This window comes from Amycolatopsis nigrescens CSC17Ta-90, assembly GCF_000384315.1.
GTDB lineage: Bacteria > Actinomycetota > Actinomycetes > Mycobacteriales > Pseudonocardiaceae > Amycolatopsis > Amycolatopsis nigrescens.
Genome location: NZ_ARVW01000001.1, coordinates 677,421 through 696,740 on the forward strand (window position 1 = coordinate 677,421; position 19,320 = coordinate 696,740).

At 70.7% G+C, this 19,320-nt stretch carries 11 protein-coding genes and 1 pseudogene; 7 read left to right on the forward strand and 5 right to left on the reverse strand.

What is annotated here, in order from left to right:
• The first annotated feature begins 103 nt into the window (after positions 1–103).
• Entirely contained in the window at positions 104–1,543 is a 1,440-nt protein-coding gene (locus tag AMYNI_RS43480) for an alpha-L-fucosidase (RefSeq protein WP_020666519.1), read from the forward strand.
• A 5-nt stretch (positions 1,544–1,548) separates the two neighbouring features.
• Here the strand turns inward: AMYNI_RS43480 and AMYNI_RS0103175 are convergent, their stop codons facing one another.
• Together AMYNI_RS0103175 and AMYNI_RS0103180 are read right to left on the reverse strand one after the other, a co-directional pair.
• Positions 1,549–3,858, reverse strand: a complete 2,310-nt coding sequence (locus AMYNI_RS0103175; protein ID WP_245573860.1) for an ATP-binding protein — start codon at positions 3,856–3,858, stop codon at positions 1,549–1,551.
• Between the two features lie 175 nt (positions 3,859–4,033).
• Positions 4,034–4,339: a hypothetical protein gene (locus AMYNI_RS0103180; RefSeq protein ID WP_020666521.1), complete on the reverse strand. Its 306-nt coding sequence runs from the start codon at positions 4,337–4,339 to the stop codon at positions 4,034–4,036.
• 631 nt (positions 4,340–4,970) lie between these two features.
• Here AMYNI_RS0103180 and AMYNI_RS0103185 point away from each other — a divergent pair.
• The 5 genes and pseudogenes from AMYNI_RS0103185 (at position 4,971) to AMYNI_RS0103205 (ending at position 10,675) form a co-directional block, all read left to right on the forward strand.
• Positions 4,971–6,383, forward strand: coding sequence for a family 2B encapsulin nanocompartment shell protein (locus AMYNI_RS0103185; RefSeq protein ID WP_051116447.1), 1,413 nt, complete (start codon positions 4,971–4,973; stop codon positions 6,381–6,383).
• A gap of 45 nt (positions 6,384–6,428) precedes the next feature.
• Positions 6,429–7,835 (forward strand): annotated as a pseudogene (locus tag AMYNI_RS43485) (family 2B encapsulin nanocompartment shell protein).
• A 1-nt stretch (position 7,836) separates the two neighbouring features.
• The gene (locus tag AMYNI_RS49730; protein ID WP_020666525.1) at positions 7,837–8,577 is read left to right on the forward strand and encodes a polyprenyl synthetase family protein; all 741 of its coding nucleotides are present in this window, start codon (positions 7,837–7,839) and stop codon (positions 8,575–8,577) included.
• 39 nt (positions 8,578–8,616) lie between these two features.
• Positions 8,617–9,489, forward strand: coding sequence for a geranyl diphosphate 2-C-methyltransferase (locus AMYNI_RS0103200; protein ID WP_020666526.1), 873 nt, complete (start codon positions 8,617–8,619; stop codon positions 9,487–9,489).
• A 97-nt stretch (positions 9,490–9,586) separates the two neighbouring features.
• The gene (locus AMYNI_RS0103205; protein ID WP_040406453.1) at positions 9,587–10,675 is read left to right on the forward strand and encodes a family 2 encapsulin nanocompartment cargo protein terpene cyclase; all 1,089 of its coding nucleotides are present in this window, start codon (positions 9,587–9,589) and stop codon (positions 10,673–10,675) included.
• A gap of 121 nt (positions 10,676–10,796) precedes the next feature.
• Here the strand turns inward: AMYNI_RS0103205 and AMYNI_RS46995 are convergent, their stop codons facing one another.
• Positions 10,797–15,242 carry a CHAT domain-containing protein gene (locus AMYNI_RS46995; protein WP_020666528.1) on the reverse strand — a complete coding sequence of 1,482 codons (4,446 nt, stop codon included), beginning with the start codon at positions 15,240–15,242 and terminating at the stop codon, positions 10,797–10,799.
• Between the two features lie 41 nt (positions 15,243–15,283).
• Complete coding sequence (locus AMYNI_RS0103215; RefSeq protein ID WP_020666529.1) at positions 15,284–16,912, reverse strand: FAD-dependent oxidoreductase; 1,629 nt, start codon at positions 16,910–16,912, stop codon at positions 15,284–15,286.
• Between the two features lie 124 nt (positions 16,913–17,036).
• On the opposite strand from AMYNI_RS0103215, the gene AMYNI_RS0103220 reads away from it, so the two are divergent.
• Positions 17,037–17,672 carry a TetR/AcrR family transcriptional regulator gene (locus tag AMYNI_RS0103220; RefSeq protein ID WP_020666530.1) on the forward strand — a complete coding sequence of 212 codons (636 nt, stop codon included), beginning with the start codon at positions 17,037–17,039 and terminating at the stop codon, positions 17,670–17,672.
• Here AMYNI_RS0103220 and AMYNI_RS43500 read toward each other — a convergent pair.
• Positions 17,638–19,224, reverse strand: coding sequence for a DHA2 family efflux MFS transporter permease subunit (locus AMYNI_RS43500; RefSeq protein ID WP_063713752.1), 1,587 nt, complete (start codon positions 19,222–19,224; stop codon positions 17,638–17,640). The genes AMYNI_RS0103220 and AMYNI_RS43500 overlap by 35 nt on opposite strands.
• Between the last annotated feature and the right edge of the window lie 96 nt (positions 19,225–19,320).

The following is a 19,320-nucleotide window of genomic DNA, read 5'->3' on the forward strand; positions in this document are numbered from 1 at the left end:
ACCCGATCGACTCTGGTCAACAGCGCGAATCTGCCCTATTTTTGCTGATGCGCCGCCAACGCCCATCCGACGACATCGGATGTCTGATCCTGGGAGCTTGGTCATGGGATTGAGCCGGAGGAGCCTGCTCATCGGTACCGCGGTCGCGGCGGGAGGCACGTTGCTGGGCGGGACCGGTGCCGCCGCCGGCACCGGCCCGTACCTGCCGACCCCCGATTCACTGCGGAAACATCCACTGCCGGGGTGGTACCCGCGGGCCAAGTTCGGCGTCTTCGTCCACTGGGGCCCATACGCGGTGCCGGCTTGGGGTGACGACTCCTGGAGTTCCGAGTGGTACCTCTACGGGATGAACGCGACCGCCAAGGGCGGCCTGCACGAGCATCACCGGCGTACCTACGGCGAGGACTTCGGCTATGACGACTTCATCCCCCGCTTCACCGCCGAGCGGTACGACCCGGACGACTGGGTGCGGCTGTTCGAGCGCGCCGGAGCCGGCTACTTCGTGCTCACCTCGAAGCACCACGACGGTTTCCAGCTCTTCCCGAACAGCGCGTCCGACCGGCACTCGGTCCGGTTCGGGCCGCACCGCGACCTCGTCGGCGAACTGTTCCTGGCGGCGAGGCGGACCCGCCTCAAGCGCGGCCTCTACTACTCGCTCGGCGAGTTCTACAACCCGGCGCTCGGCACCGCGCCCCGCAACCCGTACACCGGCGCGCCGGTGCCCTACACCGGATACCGGCCGGTCACCGACTACGTGGCCGAGTACGAACACGTCCACCTGCGCACCCTGATCGACCGCTACGACCCGGACATCCTGTGGGGCGACGGGCACGGCAGCCACGACTTCGGCGCCGGCCACATCTTCCGGCCACCGGTGTGGGACTGGCGCAGCGACGAAATCCTCGCCCACTACTACAACCGCGCCGAGCAGCGGCACAAGGGCGTGCTGGTGAACGACCGGTTCATCGCCTCGCACGCGGACATCGACTCGGTCGAAGGCGATAAACTCGGCTATGTGCTGCGCCCCGAGCCCTGGGAGGCGTGCCTGACCATGAGCCGGTCCTGGGGCTACATGGACCCGACGTACCAGATCAAGTCGCCGCAGCTACTGGTGCGGCTGCTGGTGGACATCGTCGCGAAGAACGGCAACCTGCTGCTCAACATCGGTCCCCGCGCGGACGGCACGATCCCGGACTGGCAACGCGATCGGCTGCTCGCGATCGGCCGGTGGCTGGAAGTCAACGGGCGGGCGGTCTTCGGTTCGGTGCCGTGGCGGCGGGCCGAGGACGGCGAGCTGCGCTACACCGTCACCGGGAGGACGTTCAACATCATCGGCAACACCTGGCCCGGCGAAGAGCTGACCGTGCCGGCCGACCTGCCGATCGCCGACGGCGCCCGGGTGCACCTGCTCGACGGGCACGGTGGCGATGGCCGTCCGCTGCGCTGGCGGCGGGCCGGCGACACGATCGTCATCACCCTGCCCGCCCGGCAGCCACCGCTGACCGCGGCGGGGTTCCCCACCGTGTTCACCGCGACGGGCTGACCCGATCAGCGGGCGCGGCCGGCGACCCAGGCGGCGATCTGGGCGCGGGTGCGAAAACCCAGTTTGGTCAGGATGTGGTCCACGTGCGTCTCGGCGGTGCGCGGGGAGATCACCAGGCGCTCGGCGATCTCCCGGCTGGTCAGTCCGGCGGCGACCAGTTCGGCGATCTCGGTCTGACGGGCGGTGAGCACACCAGCGGGAGCGGCGGCCGGCTCGACTTCACCGAGTGCGTAGCGCAGCGCCACGTCCGGGTTCAGCGCCCGGCCTTCGGCGAAGGCCGCCTCGAACGCGGCGTCGCCCAGCGCCTGCCTGGTGCTCGCGGCGTACTCCTCGCGCAGCTCGGACAGCGGCACATAGGCGGCGGGCGCCGAGCCCATCGTGGTCCAGCCGCGGTCGGCCACGCCAAGCAGCTTGGCCGCGCGCGGGTGATCACCCCGGTACCCGGCGACCGAGGCGAGCACCTCCGTGGTGAACGCCTGGACCTCCAGCGTGCCGACCAGATGGGCATTCCGCAGCGCCTCGGTGCCGATCCTGTCGGCCAGCTCGGCGTCCCGGACGGCCTTCATGTCGAGGAACGCCAGGCAGCACTGGGCCCAGGCCCGCCACTGGAGCTCGCCGTCCCGGACACAGCGCGAAATGGTCTCACTCAGCACCTCGCGGCCGCGCTGGTAGTCCTCGATGAGCCCGACCGCTATCCCGTGCGCGATGGCCGCGACCAGCTCACCGCGGATGACCCCGTGCGCGCGGAAACCGGCCATTGCCCCACCCGAAGGCGCGATGGCCGCGGCGGGCCGGCCGCTGAACACCGCGGCCACGGCCCAGCCGCTGGCGACGTAGGCCGACTCCACGTCGTCGGGCCGGCGCTCCAGCAGTTCGGCCGCCGCGGTGAACGCCTCCGCGACCACCTCGCCATCGCCCTGGAACAGCGCCGTCCAGCCCTTGATCCGCAGCGCGGTCGCCCGCTCGGGCGCCTGCTCGGGCAGCACGTCCAGCGCGCGGTCCATCCAGACCCGCAGCTCGGTGAACAGGCCGGTGAACGACCAGAAGTCGACGATGGCGGCGACCATGCGCACCCCGGTCGCGGCTTCGCCCGGCTCGGTGAAGCAGAAGTCCAGCGCGACGCGGATGTTGGGGTAGTCGTGCCGCAGCGCCACCATCATGGCCACCTGGTCGAGGCCGATCCGCCCGGCCGGGAAGCGCTCGGCCACCCCGGCGTACCAGTCCCGGTGCAGCCGCCCGGCCCGCAGCCGGTCACCGGCCTCGGCGAGCCGGTCGAGGCCGTACTCCCGCAGCGTCTCCAGCATCCGGTAGCGGACCTCGTGCCCCTGCTCTTCGCGGATCAGCACGGACTTGTCCAGCAGGCCGTCGATCAGGCCGAGCACCGCGTCCGGGTCGATCCCGGCTCCCCCGCAGACCTGCTCCGCCGCCGCCAGGTCGAAGGCGCCGGAGAACACCGAAACCCACGCCCACATCAGCCGCTCGGACTCGCTGCAGAGCTCGTAACTCCATTCGAGGGTGGCTCGCAGCGTCTGCTGCCGCTCGGGCGCGACCCGGCTGCCCCCGGTCAGCAGCGCGAGCCGGTCGGCGAGGCGTTCGGCCACTTGCGGCAGCGACAGCGACCGCAGCCGCACCGCCGCCAGCTCGATCGCCAGCGGCAGGCCCTCCAGCAGCCGGCACAACCGCGCCAGGTCGGCGAAGTTGTCCTCGGTGATGGCGAACGACGAGACCAGCGAGCGCGCGCGGTCGGCGAACAACCGCGCCGAGTCGTACCTCGCCAGCTCATCGGCCGAACGCACCTGCTCGGGGACCGGGACGTCCAGCGGCGGCACGGGCAGCACCTGCTCGCCGTCCACGCCGATCGACTGCCTGCTGGTGACCAGGACCGACACCTCGGGGCAGCCGGCCAGCACCGCCTCCACGAACCTCGCGCAGCCGCCGACCAGGTGCTCGCAGTTGTCCAGGAACAGCAGCATCCGACGGTTCCGCAGGTGGCCGACCACCACGTCCACCGGCGCCCGGCCGGACTGGTCGCGCAGCCCCAGCGCCTCGGCCACCGTGCCGGCCAGCAGCTCGGCATCCCGCAGCTCGGCCAGCCGGACGAACACCACGTCGTCCTGCGACCGCCGTCCGGCATCCGCCGCCACCCTGATCGCCAGCCTGGTCTTGCCCACCCCGCCGGCGCCGGTGAAGGTCAGCAGCCGGCCCGGCTTGAGCAGCCGCCTCGCCTGCGCGGCCTCCTTGGCGCGGCCAACGTAACTGGTCACCTCGACCGGCAGGGCGCCGCTCTGGGCGGACATCGAAGTCGCCGAACTCACCGAGGTCACCCCTTCACCGGCCGCACCTTCCGAACTGGACGTGATCAAGTCTAGTTCGCGTGCCAGCCGATGCCGCGCCCGCACGACGGCGGCGACCCGAAGCCATCCACAATGGACAGAAGTATGCCCGGACACCGAGAGTTCGGCTCGGTGTCCGGGCATACCTGGAATAGAGCTAGTCGGTCGGGGCGACCGCCGCCGCGCAGGCCTCCTCGGCCTGTTCCGGCGGCAGGCCCACCACGACGTTCATCGCGACGTTGCACGGCAGGCCCGCGTAGCCCGGTACCGCGGTGTCGCCCGCGGCCTCGGTCAACTGACAGACCACGTTGCCCACGGTGTTCTCAGCGCCGTAATACAAGAGCGTATCGATACAAGCGGCGGTGTCCGCCTGCGCCGGAGAGGCGGTCAGCAGCGCCGTTCCCCCTGCCGCGCCCAGGCTGAGCGCAGCCGCCGACAGCACGGTGAAAATAGTCTTGCGCACTATAAATTCCCTTCTCAGAAGGTTTATCCGCCGCGACCGGCTCGCGGCAGGGAGGACTATGCACTGCCCTCGATCATGATCACAATTGCGCGACACCGTCTCCACACCTTCGTGGGATGGTTGGAAACATTCGGTCACGTTCGGCCACGCCATCCCCGAATTTCCGACACGAACCGGTCTACCCGGACCGCAGGCCCGCTCGGCCGAGGCCGCCGACCCACGAGCACGGGCCTCCCCCAGCGACATGACCAGAAAGCGGAATGTCGATGGGCCAAGTCGGTAGACCGTCGAGACGCACTGTGCCCACATCCCCGTCCGGCAGCCACTGGATCGGAGTAACGCCTACCACCCAGTCGATAATCGGGTGAATAAACATATTAACGTTCTACCGTGCGTGCCTCCGCGACCCGGGATTCAATGATCATTTCCGCACCGGATTCCGCTCGTTCATATGGCACTTCCAGGTGACTAGGAGGGCCGCCCGACGCGTGCTAGTGTCCCATTTCGTAAAGCACTCGACAGCCGGCAGGCCCCGGCAAAGCGGCAACCTGCCCCTTTAGCGCAATTCGCTTTATCCTACCCATTTCAGTTCTGCACAGATTGGTGGCCCGTCTTGTCCGTCGCGGAATCGGTGGAACCAGAAGTAAACGGTAACGGCGGTAATGGCGGCGACCGGCCGCAGAGCCTGAACACCGCCGCGGCGAGGAATCTGGCGACCACGACCAAGTCCGAACCGCAGATGCAGGGCATCTCCTCGAGGTGGCTGCTGCGCCTGCTGCCCTGGGTGGAGGCGTCCGGCGGCGCGTACCGGGTGAACCGCAGGCTGGCCTACACCGTCGGCGACGGCCGGGTGACCTTCACCAACGTCGGCGCGGAGGTGCGGGTCATCCCGCAGGAACTGCAGGAGCTGGCGCTGCTGCGGGGGTTCGACGACGAAGAGGTGCTGTCGGCGCTGGCGGACCGGTTCGTGCAGCAGGAGTACCAGCCGGGCGACGTGATCATCGAACGGGACACCCCCGCCGACCGGATCTTCCTCATCGCGCACGGCAAGGCGAACAAGATCGGGAACGGCGAGTACGGGTCCCAGACCGTGCTGCGCGTGCTGGCCGACGGCGACCACTTCAGTTCACAGGCCGTGGTCGAGTCCGATGACTTCTGGACCTTCACCGTCAAAGCGGTCACCCCGTGCACAGTGCTCGCGCTGACCCAGGACGACTTCGAAGCGATGGTGGACCGGTCCGACACGCTCCGCGCGCATGTGGAGCGCTTCATCGCCGACCCGCAGAAGGCGCAGAACACCTCGGGTGAGGCGGAAATCGAACTGGCGTCCGGGCACGAAGGGGAAGCCGTGCTGCCCGGCACGTTCGTGGACTACGAGGGTTCGCCGCGGGAGTACGAGCTGAGCGTGGCGCAGACCGTGCTGCGCGTGCACACCAGGGTGGCCGATCTCTACAACGAGCCGATGGACCAGACCGAGCAGCAGCTCCGCCTCACCATCGAAGCACTCCGCGAACGCCAGGAGAACGAGCTCGTCAACAACCACGACTTCGGCCTGCTGCACAACGCCGACTTCTCGCAGCGCATCCACACCCGCGGCGGGCCGCCAACCCCGGACGACTTCGACGAGCTGCTGGCACTGGTGTGGAAGGAGCCGTCGTTCTTCCTCGCCCACCCGCGCGCCATCGCCGCGTTCGGCCGGGAGTGCAACCGGCTCGGCGTGTACCCGCACAGCGTGGACGTCAACGGCCACCACTTCCCGTCCTGGCGGGGCGTGCCGATCTTCCCCTGCAACAAGATCGGGATCAGCGAGACCAGGACCAGCTCCATCCTGCTGATGCGGACCGGTGAGTCGAAGCAGGGCGTGGTCGGGCTGCGCCAGACCGGGCTGCCGGACGAGTACGAGCCAGGGCTGAACGTGCGGTTCATGGGCATCAGCGAGCAGGCGATCATGTCCTACCTGGTCAGCGCCTACTACTCCGCGGCGGTTCTCGTCCCGGACGCGCTCGGCATGCTGGAGAACGTCGAGATCGGCCGCGAGAACTAACACTGTCCACAGTAGATAGACGAGCCGTAGATTGGCGGATGCAAGGTGACCGCGACCGAGCCGGATCTTCAGACCAACGGCGGGCCCCCAGCACAGCAGAGCCTGAACACCAGGGCGGCCAGGAACCTGGCGACCACGACCAAGTCCGAACCGCAGATGCAGGGCATCTCCCCGCGTTGGCTGCTCCGCAAGCTGCCGTGGGTGCACGCCGCCGGCGGCACCTACCGGGTGAACCGGCGGCTGGCCTACACCGTGGGTGACGGGCGGGTGACGTTCACCGGCACCGGTCCCGACATCCAGGTGGTGCCGCGGGAGCTGCGCGAGCTGCCGCTGTTGCGCGGCTGCGAGGACGAGACCGTGCTGGCGGCGCTGGCCACCCGGTTCACCCTGCGCGAATACCACCCCGGCGCGGTGCTGACCGAGTTCGGCCACCGGGCCGACGAGGTGGTACTGATCGCGCACGGCAAGGCCCGCAAGACCGGCGTCGGCGAGTACGGCACGCCCACCGCGCTGGGCGTGCTCGGCGGCGGCGACTACTTCGGCGACCGGGTGCTGGGCGAAGCGGACAGCATCTCGGAGTTCACCGTCACGGCGGTGACGCCCTGCACGGTGCTCTCCCTGCCCCGCCGCGCGGTCGAAGAGCTGGCCGCCCGCTCCGAGGCGTTGCGCACGCACCTGGAGCAGGCACTGGCGGCACCGCGGCCGGCGTCGAACAAGCACGGCGAAGCCGCCATCGATCTGGCGGCGGGGCATGAAGGGGAAGCCAGGCTGCCCAGCACGTTCGTGGACTACGAGGTCTCGCCGCGGGAGTACCAGCTGAGCGTGGCGCAGACCGTGCTGCGCGTGCACACCAGGGTTTCCGACCTCTACAACCAGCCGATGGACCAGACCGAGCAGTAACTCCGGCTCACCATCGAAGCACTCCGCGAACGCCAGGAGAACGAGCTCGTCAACAACCACGACTTCGGTCTCCTGCACAACATCGTGCCGGCGCAACGGGTGCACAGCCGGACTGGGCCGCCCACCCCGGACGACCTGGACGACCTGCTGACCCGGCGGCGCAAGACCCGGTTCTTCCTCGCCCACCCCCGCACGATCGCCGCCTTCGGCCGGCAGTGCAGCAGCCGGGGCCTCTACCCGGACCCGATCGAGGTCGACGGCGCGCGGGTGACCGCGTGGCGCGGGGTCCCGCTGCTGCCCTGCGACAAGATCCCGATCAGCGCCACCGGCACCAGCTCGGTACTGGCCATGCGCACCGGGGTCGAGGACCACGGCGTGATCGGCCTGCACCAGCTCGGCCTGCCGGACGAGTACCGCCCCGGCCTGAACGTCCGGCAGATCGGCATCGACCACAAGGCCGTGCGGTCCTACCTGGTCAGCACCTACTTCTCCGCCGCCGTACTGGTCCCCGACGCGCTCGGCGTGCTGGACGACGTGGAGATCGGCCGCTGACATGAACGAGCTCGCCACCAGGGCCGCGCACCGGCCGGACGGACGCGAAGTGCTGGCCGACGGAAAAGCGGCCGTGCTGCCCGCACTGCGAGCCGCTGTGGACAGGCTGCCGGAACAGGCACGGCGGATCGCCGGCTACCACCTCGGCTGGCATGGCGGACCGGGCCGTGCTGGGAAAGCGATCCGCCCGGCACTGACGCTGCTCTGCGCCGAAGCCGCCGGCGGTTCGGCGGTGGACGCGCTGCCCGCCGCGGTCGCCGTCGAGCTGGCGCACAACTTCGTCCTGATGCACGCCGACGTGATCGACGGCGCGCCAACCCGCCGTCACCGCCCGGCGGTGTGGCAGGCCTTCGACATCGGGGAGGCACTGCTGACCGGCAGTGCGTTGCAGGCGCTGGCCTTCGACGTGCTGGCCTCCTCCGCTGAGTCCTCTGAGGCGCGGACGCTCGCCGCGGCGCTCCAGGACCTGCCGGCGCCGCACGGCACCGGGCGTCCCCTGGAAAACCCCGCCGGGGCGCTGTTCGAGTGCGCCTGCGTGCTCGGGGCGTCCGCCGGCGGCGGCAGTCCGCGGCAGGTGGACGAGCTGCGGCTGTTCGGGGCGCGCCTCGGCTCGCTCTACCGCGCCAGTGACCGGCAAAAAGCCGGCTATTTGCTGGCAGAAGCGCTGCGCCGGCTGCCGGCCGGCGGGCCCGCGACGGCCGGGCTCGAGGCGATGGCCCGACTGATCCACCACGACAACTGAACCGCCGGTGCACACCGAACGACCCGAAGGAGCTCACGAATGGCCATCACCCACCCGGCATCCGACGTCACCGACCGGCCGGTGCTGCGCACCCCGTACCAGCGCTCGGTCGCGAACTACTGGAACAACGAGAAGGACCCGGTCAACCTCCGGCTCGGCGACGTCGACGGGCTCTACCACCACCACTACGGGATCGGCGACTACGACCCCGCGGTGCTCGACGGCCCGGCGGAGACCAGGGACGACGCGATCATCGCCGAGATGCACCGGCTCGAGACCGCGCAGGCGAACGTGCTGCTCGACCACCTCGGCGACATCGCGCCGGGAGACCGGCTGCTCGACGCGGGCTGCGGCCGGGGCGGCAGCAGCATCATGGCCAACCTGCGGTTCGGCTGCCAGGTCGACGGAGTGTCCATTTCGGAGGAACAGGTCGCGTTCGCCAACGAGCAGGCGCGCCGCCGCGGGGTGTCCGACCGGGTGCGTTACCACCTGCGCAACATGCTGGACACCGGGTTCGAGACGGGCGCGTTCAAGGGCGCCTGGAACAACGAAAGCACCATGTACGTGGACCTGCACCAGCTGTTCGCCGAGCACGCCAGGCAGCTGGCCCCCGGCGGGCGCTACGTCACCATCACCGGCTGCTACAACGACCTCACCGGGGGCCGGTCGAGGGCGGTCAGCCAGATCGACCAGCACTACATCTGCAATATCCACGCCCGCAGCGAGTACTTCAAAGCGTTGGCCGCCAACGGTTTCGTGCCCATCAACGTGGTCGACCTCACCGCGGCCACGATCCCCTACTGGGAGCTGCGCGCCAAGTCCAACGTGGCCACCGGGATCGAGGACCCCTTCCTCACCGCCTACCGCGAGGGCAGCTTCCACTACCTGCTGATCGCCGCCGACCGCGTCTGAGCACGCTCTACCCGGAACGAGGAGAGGAAGCGCGATGATCGACTCCGGTCCCCCCGTGGACGTGCTGCCAGTACCGCCTCCGGTGCACGGGTGTGCCATGCCGGCCGGCAACGGGACCGCACTGGCCCCGGCCTTCCGCGCCGGCCCGTCCGGGCTGGGCACCGCGGCTGCGCGGCTGACCAGGACCGCCGGCCACGGCCCGGGGTACGTGCACCGGCCCTGGGGCAACGGGACGTTCTCCCCGCTCTACTGCCCGTTGCCGGAGCGGGTCAACGATGCCCTCGCCGAGGAGGTGGACCGTCGGCTGGTCCAGTGGGCGCAGGACTGCGGCTTCACCGGCGAGGGGCTCGACCAGATCGCCGGCGCCGGGTTCGGGCGGCTGGTCATGCTGGCCCACCCGGACACCGAAGACCCGGACCTGCTGCTGATCGCGGCCCAGCTGAACGCGGCCTGGTGGGCCGCCGACGACTACTACGCCGACGACAGCGAGCTGGGCGCCGCCCCCACCCAGCTGCCGCCGCGGCTGGCCCTGGTGATGGCAGCCATGGACCCGGTCGCGCCCGCGGGCGAGTTCTCCGGCCAGCTCGACGAAGCCCTGCGGGCAGACCCGATCCTGGTCTCGCTGAACTCCGGCATCGAGCACCTTCTCCGGCACGGCACGCCAGTGCAGAGCCAGCGCGTCTGCTACTCGACCTTCGCCATGTTCGTCACCTGGGACGCCTACGCCGCGTGGCGGCACACCGGCCAGTACCCGCCCGCGTGGGAATATCTCGCCGCCCGCCAGCACGACAGCTTCTACACCTCCATGACGCTGGTGGACGTCGTCGGCGGCTACGAGCTGCCCGCGCACCTGTACTACGACCCGCGGGTCCGTCGCGCCATGATGCAGGCCGGCACCGCCTCCGTGATGGTCAACGACCTGCACTCGGTGACCAAGGACGCCGCGGACGAGAAACCGGTCTGCAACATGGTGCTGCAGATCGCGGCCGACCGGGACTGCTCGCTCGAAGAGGCCACCGAGGTCACCGTGGCCCTGCACAACGACCTGGTGCGCGATTTCGAGGCAGGGCACCGGGAACTGCAGGCCGTGCCCTCCCCGCAGCTGCAGCAGTTCATGCGGGGGCTCCAGGCGTGGATGGGCGGCGGCTTCGAATGGCACGCCACCAACCCGCGCTACCAAAGCTGACCGCTCAGTGCTCATTTCTCCTCCGCGGTAGGGAGTGCGTCGTCGGTGCTCATCTGAGAACTCGCACCGCGAGTTCCACGGTGCAAGTCTCGCAGTTCACGGCGGCATTTCAGACGGTCTCTCAAGGACCCGCGTGCAAGTAGGGCGCCCACATCATCGGGTTGTCCGGATAGTCGTCGCGAAGGCGGCGGACTGCGTTGTGCAGCGCCCGCGCGGTGTCGGTCAGGTCGAGGCGGTCATCGACGTGCAGGGCGGCGTATACCTGGCCGGCGACTTCCGGGGCCGGTTGGTCGGCGATGGTCCACAAGGTGCCGATCACGTGCCGGTAGCCGGCCAGCTGCAGCGCGGCGGCGAGGTGAATGGACTCGTCGAGCAGTTCGACGCCCCCGATGGCGGTCTGGCACGCGGACAGGAAGGCCAGTTCGGCGCGAGCCAGCCGCAGTCCGGCGATGTCCAGCACGGTGAGCGGGCCGTCGTGCAGGTACAGCGCGCCGGCCGAAGGCTGGTCCAGGTGCTGGCCGCCGTGACAGGAGAAGTGCACGCAGGGATGCCCCGGCAGGTCGGCGAGGACCGCGCGCTTGGTCGCCTCCGCACCGATGCGCACGGTGTTGCGGCCGAAGCGGTCCCGGACGATGTCCACCTCGCGGCGGGCTCCGGGCAGGTCCGACATGCGGGGGAACCCGGCGGGAGTGGGAGTGCTCGGCATGGCGACCAGCAGCATCCGGTCACCGTCACCGTCGCGCGCGGCTGCGGGCCTGCCGGCGCGGGCCAGCGCGTCCAGGGTGGGCGTGTAGGAGGACACCACGCAGTCGAGCACGGCGCGGCCGGCGGACCGGTCGCCGGGGCGGTGATAACCCGCCGCGTGCAACGGAAGCACGGTTAGCGGACCGGTGGGGCACCACCAGATCCGGGGCAAGGCCCGGCCTGGCGCCGGCGGCGCGTGGTGTCCGATGTGCTCGAGCACGGGCGCGGAAATGGTGTCCCACAACCATTCCAGGGTGGCGTGCACGATCCGTTCCGCGTCGGCCCGGCTCGGCGGCAGGCTGAAGCCGCTGAGCGTGGTCAGCGCTTCGAGGTAGTCGTCGGCGCGGGCGGTGGCCTCGGCCATGGACAGCGCGGGCAGTTCCACCGTGGTGAGCGAGTCGCGGCCGACCAGCAGGGCGTCGCACCGGTAGGGCGACACGTTGACGATCACGACCGGCTCTTCCGGCAGTCCCCGTTGCAGGACCGGCAACGGTGGCCGGCGCAGGAAGTACTCCAGGCCGGGCAGGGCGCGGGCCGCGTCGAGCAGCTGGTCCCATTCGTCGGCCAGCTTCATCCGCTGGTCAGCACGGTTTCCACCAGCCCGTGCGCCCGGTGGCGTCTCGGGCGCGTCGGCGTCCAGTTCAGCGGCCAGTGATGTCAGCCGCTCGTGCAGTGCCGGGTCGGTGTCCCGCAACAGCGAGAAGTCGTCCCGGGTCTGCAGCGTCTGCGCCCACAGCACGGACCGGCCCTGCTCCAGCACCTCCACCGCCCGCTCCGGCTGCCCGGCGGACAACGCGCAGGCCGCGGCGGAGGACGCGAGCCCCTGCCATTCCCGCAGCTGTTCCTCGCGGTTCGCCCGGTCCAGCCCGTGCCAGGCCACCTGCGGCAGCAGCTCGACCGCTGCCGCGAACCCGGCCGCCGCGGAGGGCCAGTCCCGCTGCCGCCCGGCCCAGTTCCCCCACCGGGTTCCGGCACGGGCCCGCAGCTGACGCGACGCGGCCACGGTTCCGGCCACGGATCGCATCGCCGCCACCGCCTCGGCAAGGCCAGCGGGCTCGCCGTCGCGATCGTGCCGCACTTTGAGGGTGGTGCCGAGGTTGTACGAGCGGAGAGCGCGGTCCGGATGGTCGTCGGCGGTGGCGGCCAGCGAGGCGCGCAGGGCGGCGATGCTTTCGTCCAGGTCGGCCGCCGCGTGCGTCACGCCGAACCGCACCCGCAGCGCGACGGCGAGGTTGGACAGGTACATGGCCCGGTTGGGGTGGTCGTCGGCGACCGCGGTGACGGCGGCCCGCCCCAGGTCGATCGCCTCGGTCACGTCTGCGATCTCACCGACCTCACCGCTGTCCCCGCCCTGTCCGTTCATCCGGTCGAACCGGGTGTGCAGCGCGTTGCCGAGGTTGGACTGCACGCCGGCGCGGACCGGGTGATCCGCCGGGATGCCGTCGAGCGCGGCCCGCAGCACCTCCACGGCCTCGGTGAGATCGGCCAGCGCGCCGGTCCGGCGGAACCTGAGCTGGAGCCCGTTGCCGAGGTTGGACAGCCGGGCCGCGCGGTCCGGGTGGTCCGGCGGGGTGACCTCGACCGCGACGCGGGTGACCTCGATCGAATCGGTGAGGTCGGCGGGCGAGCCGGTGTGGTCGAACCGGGTCTGCAGGACGTTGCCCAGGTTGGACAGCCGTCCCGCGCGTTCCGGGTGATCAGCCGGGTCGCCTGCCACTGCCGCCCGCTGGACCTCGACGGACTCGGTGAGATCGGCCAGCACTCCGGTCCGGTCGAACCTGGCGTGCAAGGCGAGCCCGAGGTTGCACAGCCTGCCGGAGCGGTCCGGATCGTCCTCCGGGGTGCCGCCGACGGCCACCCGCAACACGTCCACGGCCTCGGTGACGTCGGCCAGCATCCCGGTCCGGCGGAATCGCTCGGTGAGCGCGAACCCGAGGTTGGACAACGGGATCACGCGGTCCGGATGGTCCGCCGGGATGGCCGCCGCGGCCGCGCGCAGTGCGGCGACACCGTCGGTGAGGTCGGCGACCGAACCCGTCCGGTCGAACCGGGCCCGCAAGGCGCTGCCGAGGTTGGACAGCACCCCGCCGCGGCGCGGATGGTCGGCCGGGATGGCGTCCACCGCGGCCCGCAGCACGTCCACCGCCTCGGTGAGGTCCGCCGGCACGCCGGTCCGGTCGAACCTGGCGTGCAACGCGAGCCCCAGGGTGGACAGCCAGCCTGGCAGGTCCGGGCTGTTCGGGTGTGCCGCGTCGATCGCGGCCCGCGCCATGTCGATCGCTTCGGCGAGGTCCGGCAATGAATCCGTGCGCTCGAAACGCATCCGCAGCGCGGCGCTCAGGTTGGCCAGCGGGACCGCGCGGCTGGGATGGCCCGGCGGGCCGGCGCGGACCGCGGCGCGCAACGTCTCCACCGCGTCGGTGAGGTCGGCGATCGCACCCGTCCCGTCGAACCTGGACCGCAGCGCCAGGCCGAGGTTGGACAGCCAGGTCGCCAGTTCCGGGTGCCCCTGGGGTGCCGCATCGACCACGGCCCGCGTCAGCTCGATGACCTCGTCGAGGTCGCCGCGGGCGTGGGTCCGGCCGAAACGGGTTTGCAGCGCGTTGCCGAGCTCGGACAGCCGTGCCAGGCGATGCGCGTGCTCCGGCGGGGTCGCGGCCACGGCGGCGCGCCCCGCCTCGACGGCCTCGTCGAGATCTGCCGGCGAATCCGCGCGTTCCCCGCGGAGCCGCACCGTGCTGCCGAGCGCGGACAGGCACAGGCCCAGGCTCGGGTGCCCGTCGGGAACCGCCGCCACGGCCGCACGTGCCACTGAAACCGCTTCGGTGAGCGAAGCAAGCTCGCCGGTGTGGTCGAACCGGCTGCGCAGCGCGCTGCTCAGGTTGACCAGGTACATCCCGAGGTTCGGGTGCTGCTCGGGGGTGAGGGCCACCGCGCCGCGCAGCGTTTCGATGGCCTCGGCCAGCGCGGCCGTCTCGCCGGTGCGCGCGAACCAGGTCCGCAGCGCGTTGCCCAAGTTGGACCGGAACATGCCGAGGTTCGGGTCGTCGCCCGAAGCCACCGTCACCCCCGTGCGGCACGCCTCGATGGCCTCGGCCAGCTCGGCCGGGTCACCGCCGAGCTCGAACCGGCTCTGCAGCACGATGCCGAGGTTGTTCAGGAACAACGCACGCTCGGGGTGCTCCGGGGTGACCGCCGCGACGGCGGCCCGGTTGATCTCCAGCGCCTCGGCCAGATCGGCAGGGTTACCGCCCCGCTCGTACCGGGTGCGCAGCAGCAACCCCAGATTGGACAACATCATCGCGTGGTCCGGCGGGTCCTGCGTGGTGGCCGCCGCGGCGGCGCGGGACAGGTCGACGGCGGCGGCGAGCAGCGCGTCGTCGGCGACGTGCAGGGCGAAAGTGCAGACCTGCGGCGCGTAGACCCGTTCCGGCGGCCCGGGCGACAGCAACTCCCCTGACTCCCCCGCCTCCACCGCTTCCGCTATCGCCTCGTCCAGCAACGTGCGGAGCTGGTCCGGTACGGCTTGCGGTGCACCGGGATGCACCGCCGCGAACAGCACCAGAGCGGTCTCGTAATCGGGCTGCACCACCTCCGGTGGGAGGGCGTGACACCGCGCCCAGTGCAGCCAGCCGACCGTGGCCAGCACCTGGAGATCCGCCTGGCCCCCGGGGTCACCGGCAGCGCCCGCAGTGGACTCGACCAGCCGCATGGCGTCCACCAGCGCGTCCGGCCCCACGATGCCGGCGGCGTCCCCGGCGGTGAGGTACGGCTGCACCCGCGCTGCCACCGTGGCGAGCAGGACGTCGCGATCGCCTGCCACTGACCCTCCCCAGTTCCCGCACCTGCACCGCCCGAGGCAGGTTACCGGTGCGGCAAGGCGAGCAGGCGGGTCAGCGCCTGCCGCAGCTCGTGCTCCGGTTGTGCCGGCAGTTCGGCGGCGCGCCAGGCGACGAACCCGTCCGGCCGGATCAGCGTCGCGCCCGTCTTCCCGATTCCATACGCGTCCAGGAACCGATTTTCCGGGTCGCGCAGTTCGGCGCCAACGCGGTGGAAGTTCAGCTCGATGCCGTCTGCCGCCGCCTTTTCCGCCGCCGCGGCCCATGCCCCGCCGGCCGGGCCCGCCAGCAAGGTGCAGGCTCCGGTGCACAGGTCGAGGGTGGAAAGCCTGGTCCCAGCCCGGTCCAGCCAGACGTGCGGAGCACGCAGCCCCGGGCGGCCGGTGGGCGTGCGCGGGTCTTCGACCGGCCCGTCCGGGACGGAGGTTTCGGTGCTGACCGCCGCGGAGTGGTACCGGTAGCCGAAGATCATCGCGAGGTCGTCGACTTTCGTGACGTCGTCACCGGTGCCTTGGTGGCGGTCGTGGAGCAGTCGCATCGCGGTCTCCAGCGTGGTTTGCGCGACCGGGCGGCGCTCGTCTTCGTAGGTGTCCAGAAGTGCTTGTCCCGCTTGGCCGTTGAGCACGGCGGCGAGTTTCCAGGCCAGGTTGTGCGCGTCCGCGATCCCGGTGTTCGCGCCGTAGGACCCCGAAGGCGGTACGACGTGCGCCGCGTCGCCGGCGAAGAACACCCGCCCGGCCCGGTACCGGTCCGCGACCCACCCGCCGATCCTGGTGCCGGAAACCTTCTGCGGCCACCCGGGAACCGGGGGCACCAGGGTCAGCTCGAGATCAGGGTCGCCGACCGCTGCCCTGGCCAGTTCGGCGCAGCGCCGCTCGGTGACGTCGTCCACGCTCGTGCCCAGTTCCGGGTGCCGGGGCACGCCGAGCATCCACCGGCCGAACTCCCGCAGCGGCACCAGCGCCGTGCCCGTCACCGGCTGGTCGAGATAGGCGAGCAGGAACCGGCGGTCACCCAGCACCGCGGTGAGGTCCGCGTCGAAGACGAAGTTCACCACCTCGCTGAGCACGCCGGGCCCGTCCGCGCCGATGCCGAGCCGGCCGCGGATGCCCGCGCGGTGGCCGTCCGCGGCGATCAGGTAGTCCGCCCGCACGCGGTATTCGGCACCGCTGTCCAGTTCGCGCAAGATCGCCGTCACGCCCTCGGCATCGCTGGTGTCGAACGAGACGAGTTCGGTGCCGAACCGCACGTCGGCGCCGCCGCGCTCGGCGTGGGCACGCAGGATGCGCTCCAGCTCGTCCTGGTCGGTCAGTGCCCAGTCGGCCGGGCTCAGGGTCTCCGGCGGCCGGAGGTGGGTGAGCACGTCGAGCCGGAACCGCTCCTCGCCGGCCAGGGTGTCCGCGCCGATCATCTCCGGGAAGTCGACCAGCATCGACTGGCGCCCCCGGATCTCCTCTTCCAGCCCGAGGGCGCGGTAGATCTCCATCGAGCGCGGGTTGAACGCCCTGGCCTGCGGCACGATCGCCGTGGACGGGTGCCGTTCCACCAGTATCGGGCGGATTCCTTGCCGGGCAAGGAAAAGCGCCGTGGACAAGCCGGTGACGCCGCCTCCCGCGATGAGGACGGCGGTCTGCTGATCGCGCGGTTCGGTCATGGTCTGGGACTCCTGTCGTCGTTCCACCAGTCCCATAATCAAGCGTTCACATTACTGTGTCAACTGTTTGTTTGATTAACTGGATCAGCCGGTTGGCACTGTCAGGTACCTGTATGGTCGTGCCGTGCCCACGTCGAAGCCCCGCCGGTCGCCCCAGCCGCAGGAGCGGCAGCGCGATCCGGACCGCACCCGCAAGCTGATCCTGGACGCGGCGGCGGCCGAGTTCGCCGCGCACGGGTACGCGGGTGGCCGGATCGCCGCGATCGCGACCAGGGCCGGGGTCAACCAGCAGCTGATCTCCTACTACTTCGGCGGCAAGGAAGGTCTCTACCAGGCCCTTTCCGAAAGCTGGCGGCAGCGGGAAAGCGAGCTGGTGTCCCAGGGCATGCCGCTGTCCGAGCAGATCCGCCGGTACGCGCTGGAGGCGCTGAACAACCCGGACGGGGTCCGGCTGCTGGCGTGGGGCGGCTTGGAGTACACGGGCCCGGAATCCGATCCCGACCACGCGCCCCGCGCGGAGCGGCTGCAGGACAGCATCGACGAGATCCGCGCGCTGCAGACGGCGGGCCGGCTGCCCGCCGAGGTGGACCCGGCCTGCCTGATGGTCATGCTGATGGCCGCCGCGATGGCGACCACCACCCTTCCGCACGTCATCGAAGGCGTCTGCCAGGCCGATCCCCGCTCCCCCGATTTCGTGCGCCACTACGCCGAGCAGCTCGCCGTCCTCACCGGGCTGCTCGGCTTCGACCGGCACTCCTGAACACCAGGCAGAAAAGCGCGGCCGCCACCAGCACCCCGGCCGAGACGAGCAGCGTCACCTGCATCGCGGTCACATATCCTGCCGTGAACGCCTCCTGCCCGACCCGCTCGAACAGTTCGGTGTCCGAAGTGGACAAACCTGCCGGCGCCGGCGGCGGGCTGAACCGGTGTCCCCCGGTCTCGGCGAACCGCGAACGCAGCCCCTCCGGCAACTGGTTCGCGCGCTCGGCCAGTTCGCCGGAGAGGGCCGAGCCCATGCTGCCGGACAGGACGGCGCCCAGCACCGCGGTGCCGAGCACTCCACCGACCTGCCGGGTGGTGCTGGCGACCCCGGAGGCGGCACCGGCGAGATCCGGCTCGACGCCTGCCATCGTGACCTGTTGCAGTGGGGCGAAGGTCGCGCCACCGGCGAGGCCGATGATCAGCAGGCCGGGCAGCAGCGCCCACACCCCGGAATCCGCGCGCGCCAGCGCGACCAGGACCACCAGGCCGAGCGCCAGCATGGCCAGGCCGGCCAGCAGGACGAACTTGCCGCCGATCCGGTCGGACAACCGGCCGGCGACGGCCGAGCCGACCGCGGTGAGCACGGCGCTGGGCAGCAGCACCAGTGCCGCCTGCAACGGCGAGTATCCGCGCGCCGTCTGCAGGTAGAGGACGAGCACCAGTCCGATGCCGATCATGCCGAACTGGAAGAGGAAGCCGACCCAGTTGCCGGCCGAGAAGTCGCGCCCGGCGGTGAACAGCCGCACCGGAACCAGCGGCTCACCACGCTGGAAACGCTGCCAGGCAACGAAAAGCACCAGGAGCAGGCCACCGGCGGCGATGATCGACGTGATGCTGACCGGCCCGCTGATCGTGCCCCAGTGGTAGCGCTCGCCCTCGATCAGGCCGAAGACGACACCGCCAAGCCCCGCCGTCACCAGTGCCACGCCGATCAGGTCGAGCCGGTGCCCGCGCACCGGACGCAGGGCGGGGACGTACACCGCGGCCAGTACCACGGTGAGCACGCCCACCGGCACGTTGACGAAGAAGATCCAGCGCCAGCTGAGGTGCGCGAGCAGGAAACCGCCGGCGATCGGGCCCAGCATCGGTGCCAGACCCACGATCGCGCCGAACACGCCGAAGGCCCGGCCACGCTGCTGCGGCGGGAAGATGGCCACGATCGACGAGATCACCTGCGGGAAGAGGATCGCCCCGCCCACCCCCTGGAGCACCCGCGCGCCGAGCAGCTGCGCCGGCGATTCCGAGAGACCACAAAGGACGGACGCGACGGTGAAAACCGAGGTGCCGATCAGGAAGAGACGCTTGTACCCGAACAGATCCCCGAGCCGCCCGGTGGTGATCAGCAGCACCGAGAAGACGAGCAGGTAGGCGTCGATGATCCAGAGCACCTGGTCGTAGGAGGCGTCGAGGCCACCGATCAGGGTCGGGATGGCGATGTTGATGATCGCGCCGTCCAGCAGCGCCATGAAGAAGCCGATGCAGAGGATGCCGAGCACGAGCCACGGCCGCCGCGCAGAGGACGGATTTGCCCGCCGAAAAGTCACAACCATTGCGAACCCTTGTCAGGATATGGTTTGTGACTCCCACCTTCCCGGCGTCATCGGACACGAGGAAGCTGATTGGCGAGGCGTACCCCTGGTGAGATG

Coding starts and splice junctions, on each gene's coding strand:
- AMYNI_RS0103215 (WP_020666529.1), bottom strand. CDS start 16,912: ATGACCGAACCGCGCGATCAGCAGACCGCCGTCCTCATCGCGGGAGGC.
- AMYNI_RS43500 (WP_063713752.1), bottom strand. CDS start 19,224: ATGGTTGTGACTTTTCGGCGGGCAAATCCGTCCTCTGCGCGGCGGCCG.
- AMYNI_RS0103205 (WP_040406453.1), top strand. CDS start 9,587: ATGCCGGCCGGCAACGGGACCGCACTGGCCCCGGCCTTCCGCGCCGGC.
- AMYNI_RS0103200 (WP_020666526.1), top strand. CDS start 8,617: ATGGCCATCACCCACCCGGCATCCGACGTCACCGACCGGCCGGTGCTG.
- AMYNI_RS43480 (WP_020666519.1), top strand. CDS start 104: ATGGGATTGAGCCGGAGGAGCCTGCTCATCGGTACCGCGGTCGCGGCG.
- AMYNI_RS49730 (WP_020666525.1), top strand. CDS start 7,837: ATGAACGAGCTCGCCACCAGGGCCGCGCACCGGCCGGACGGACGCGAA.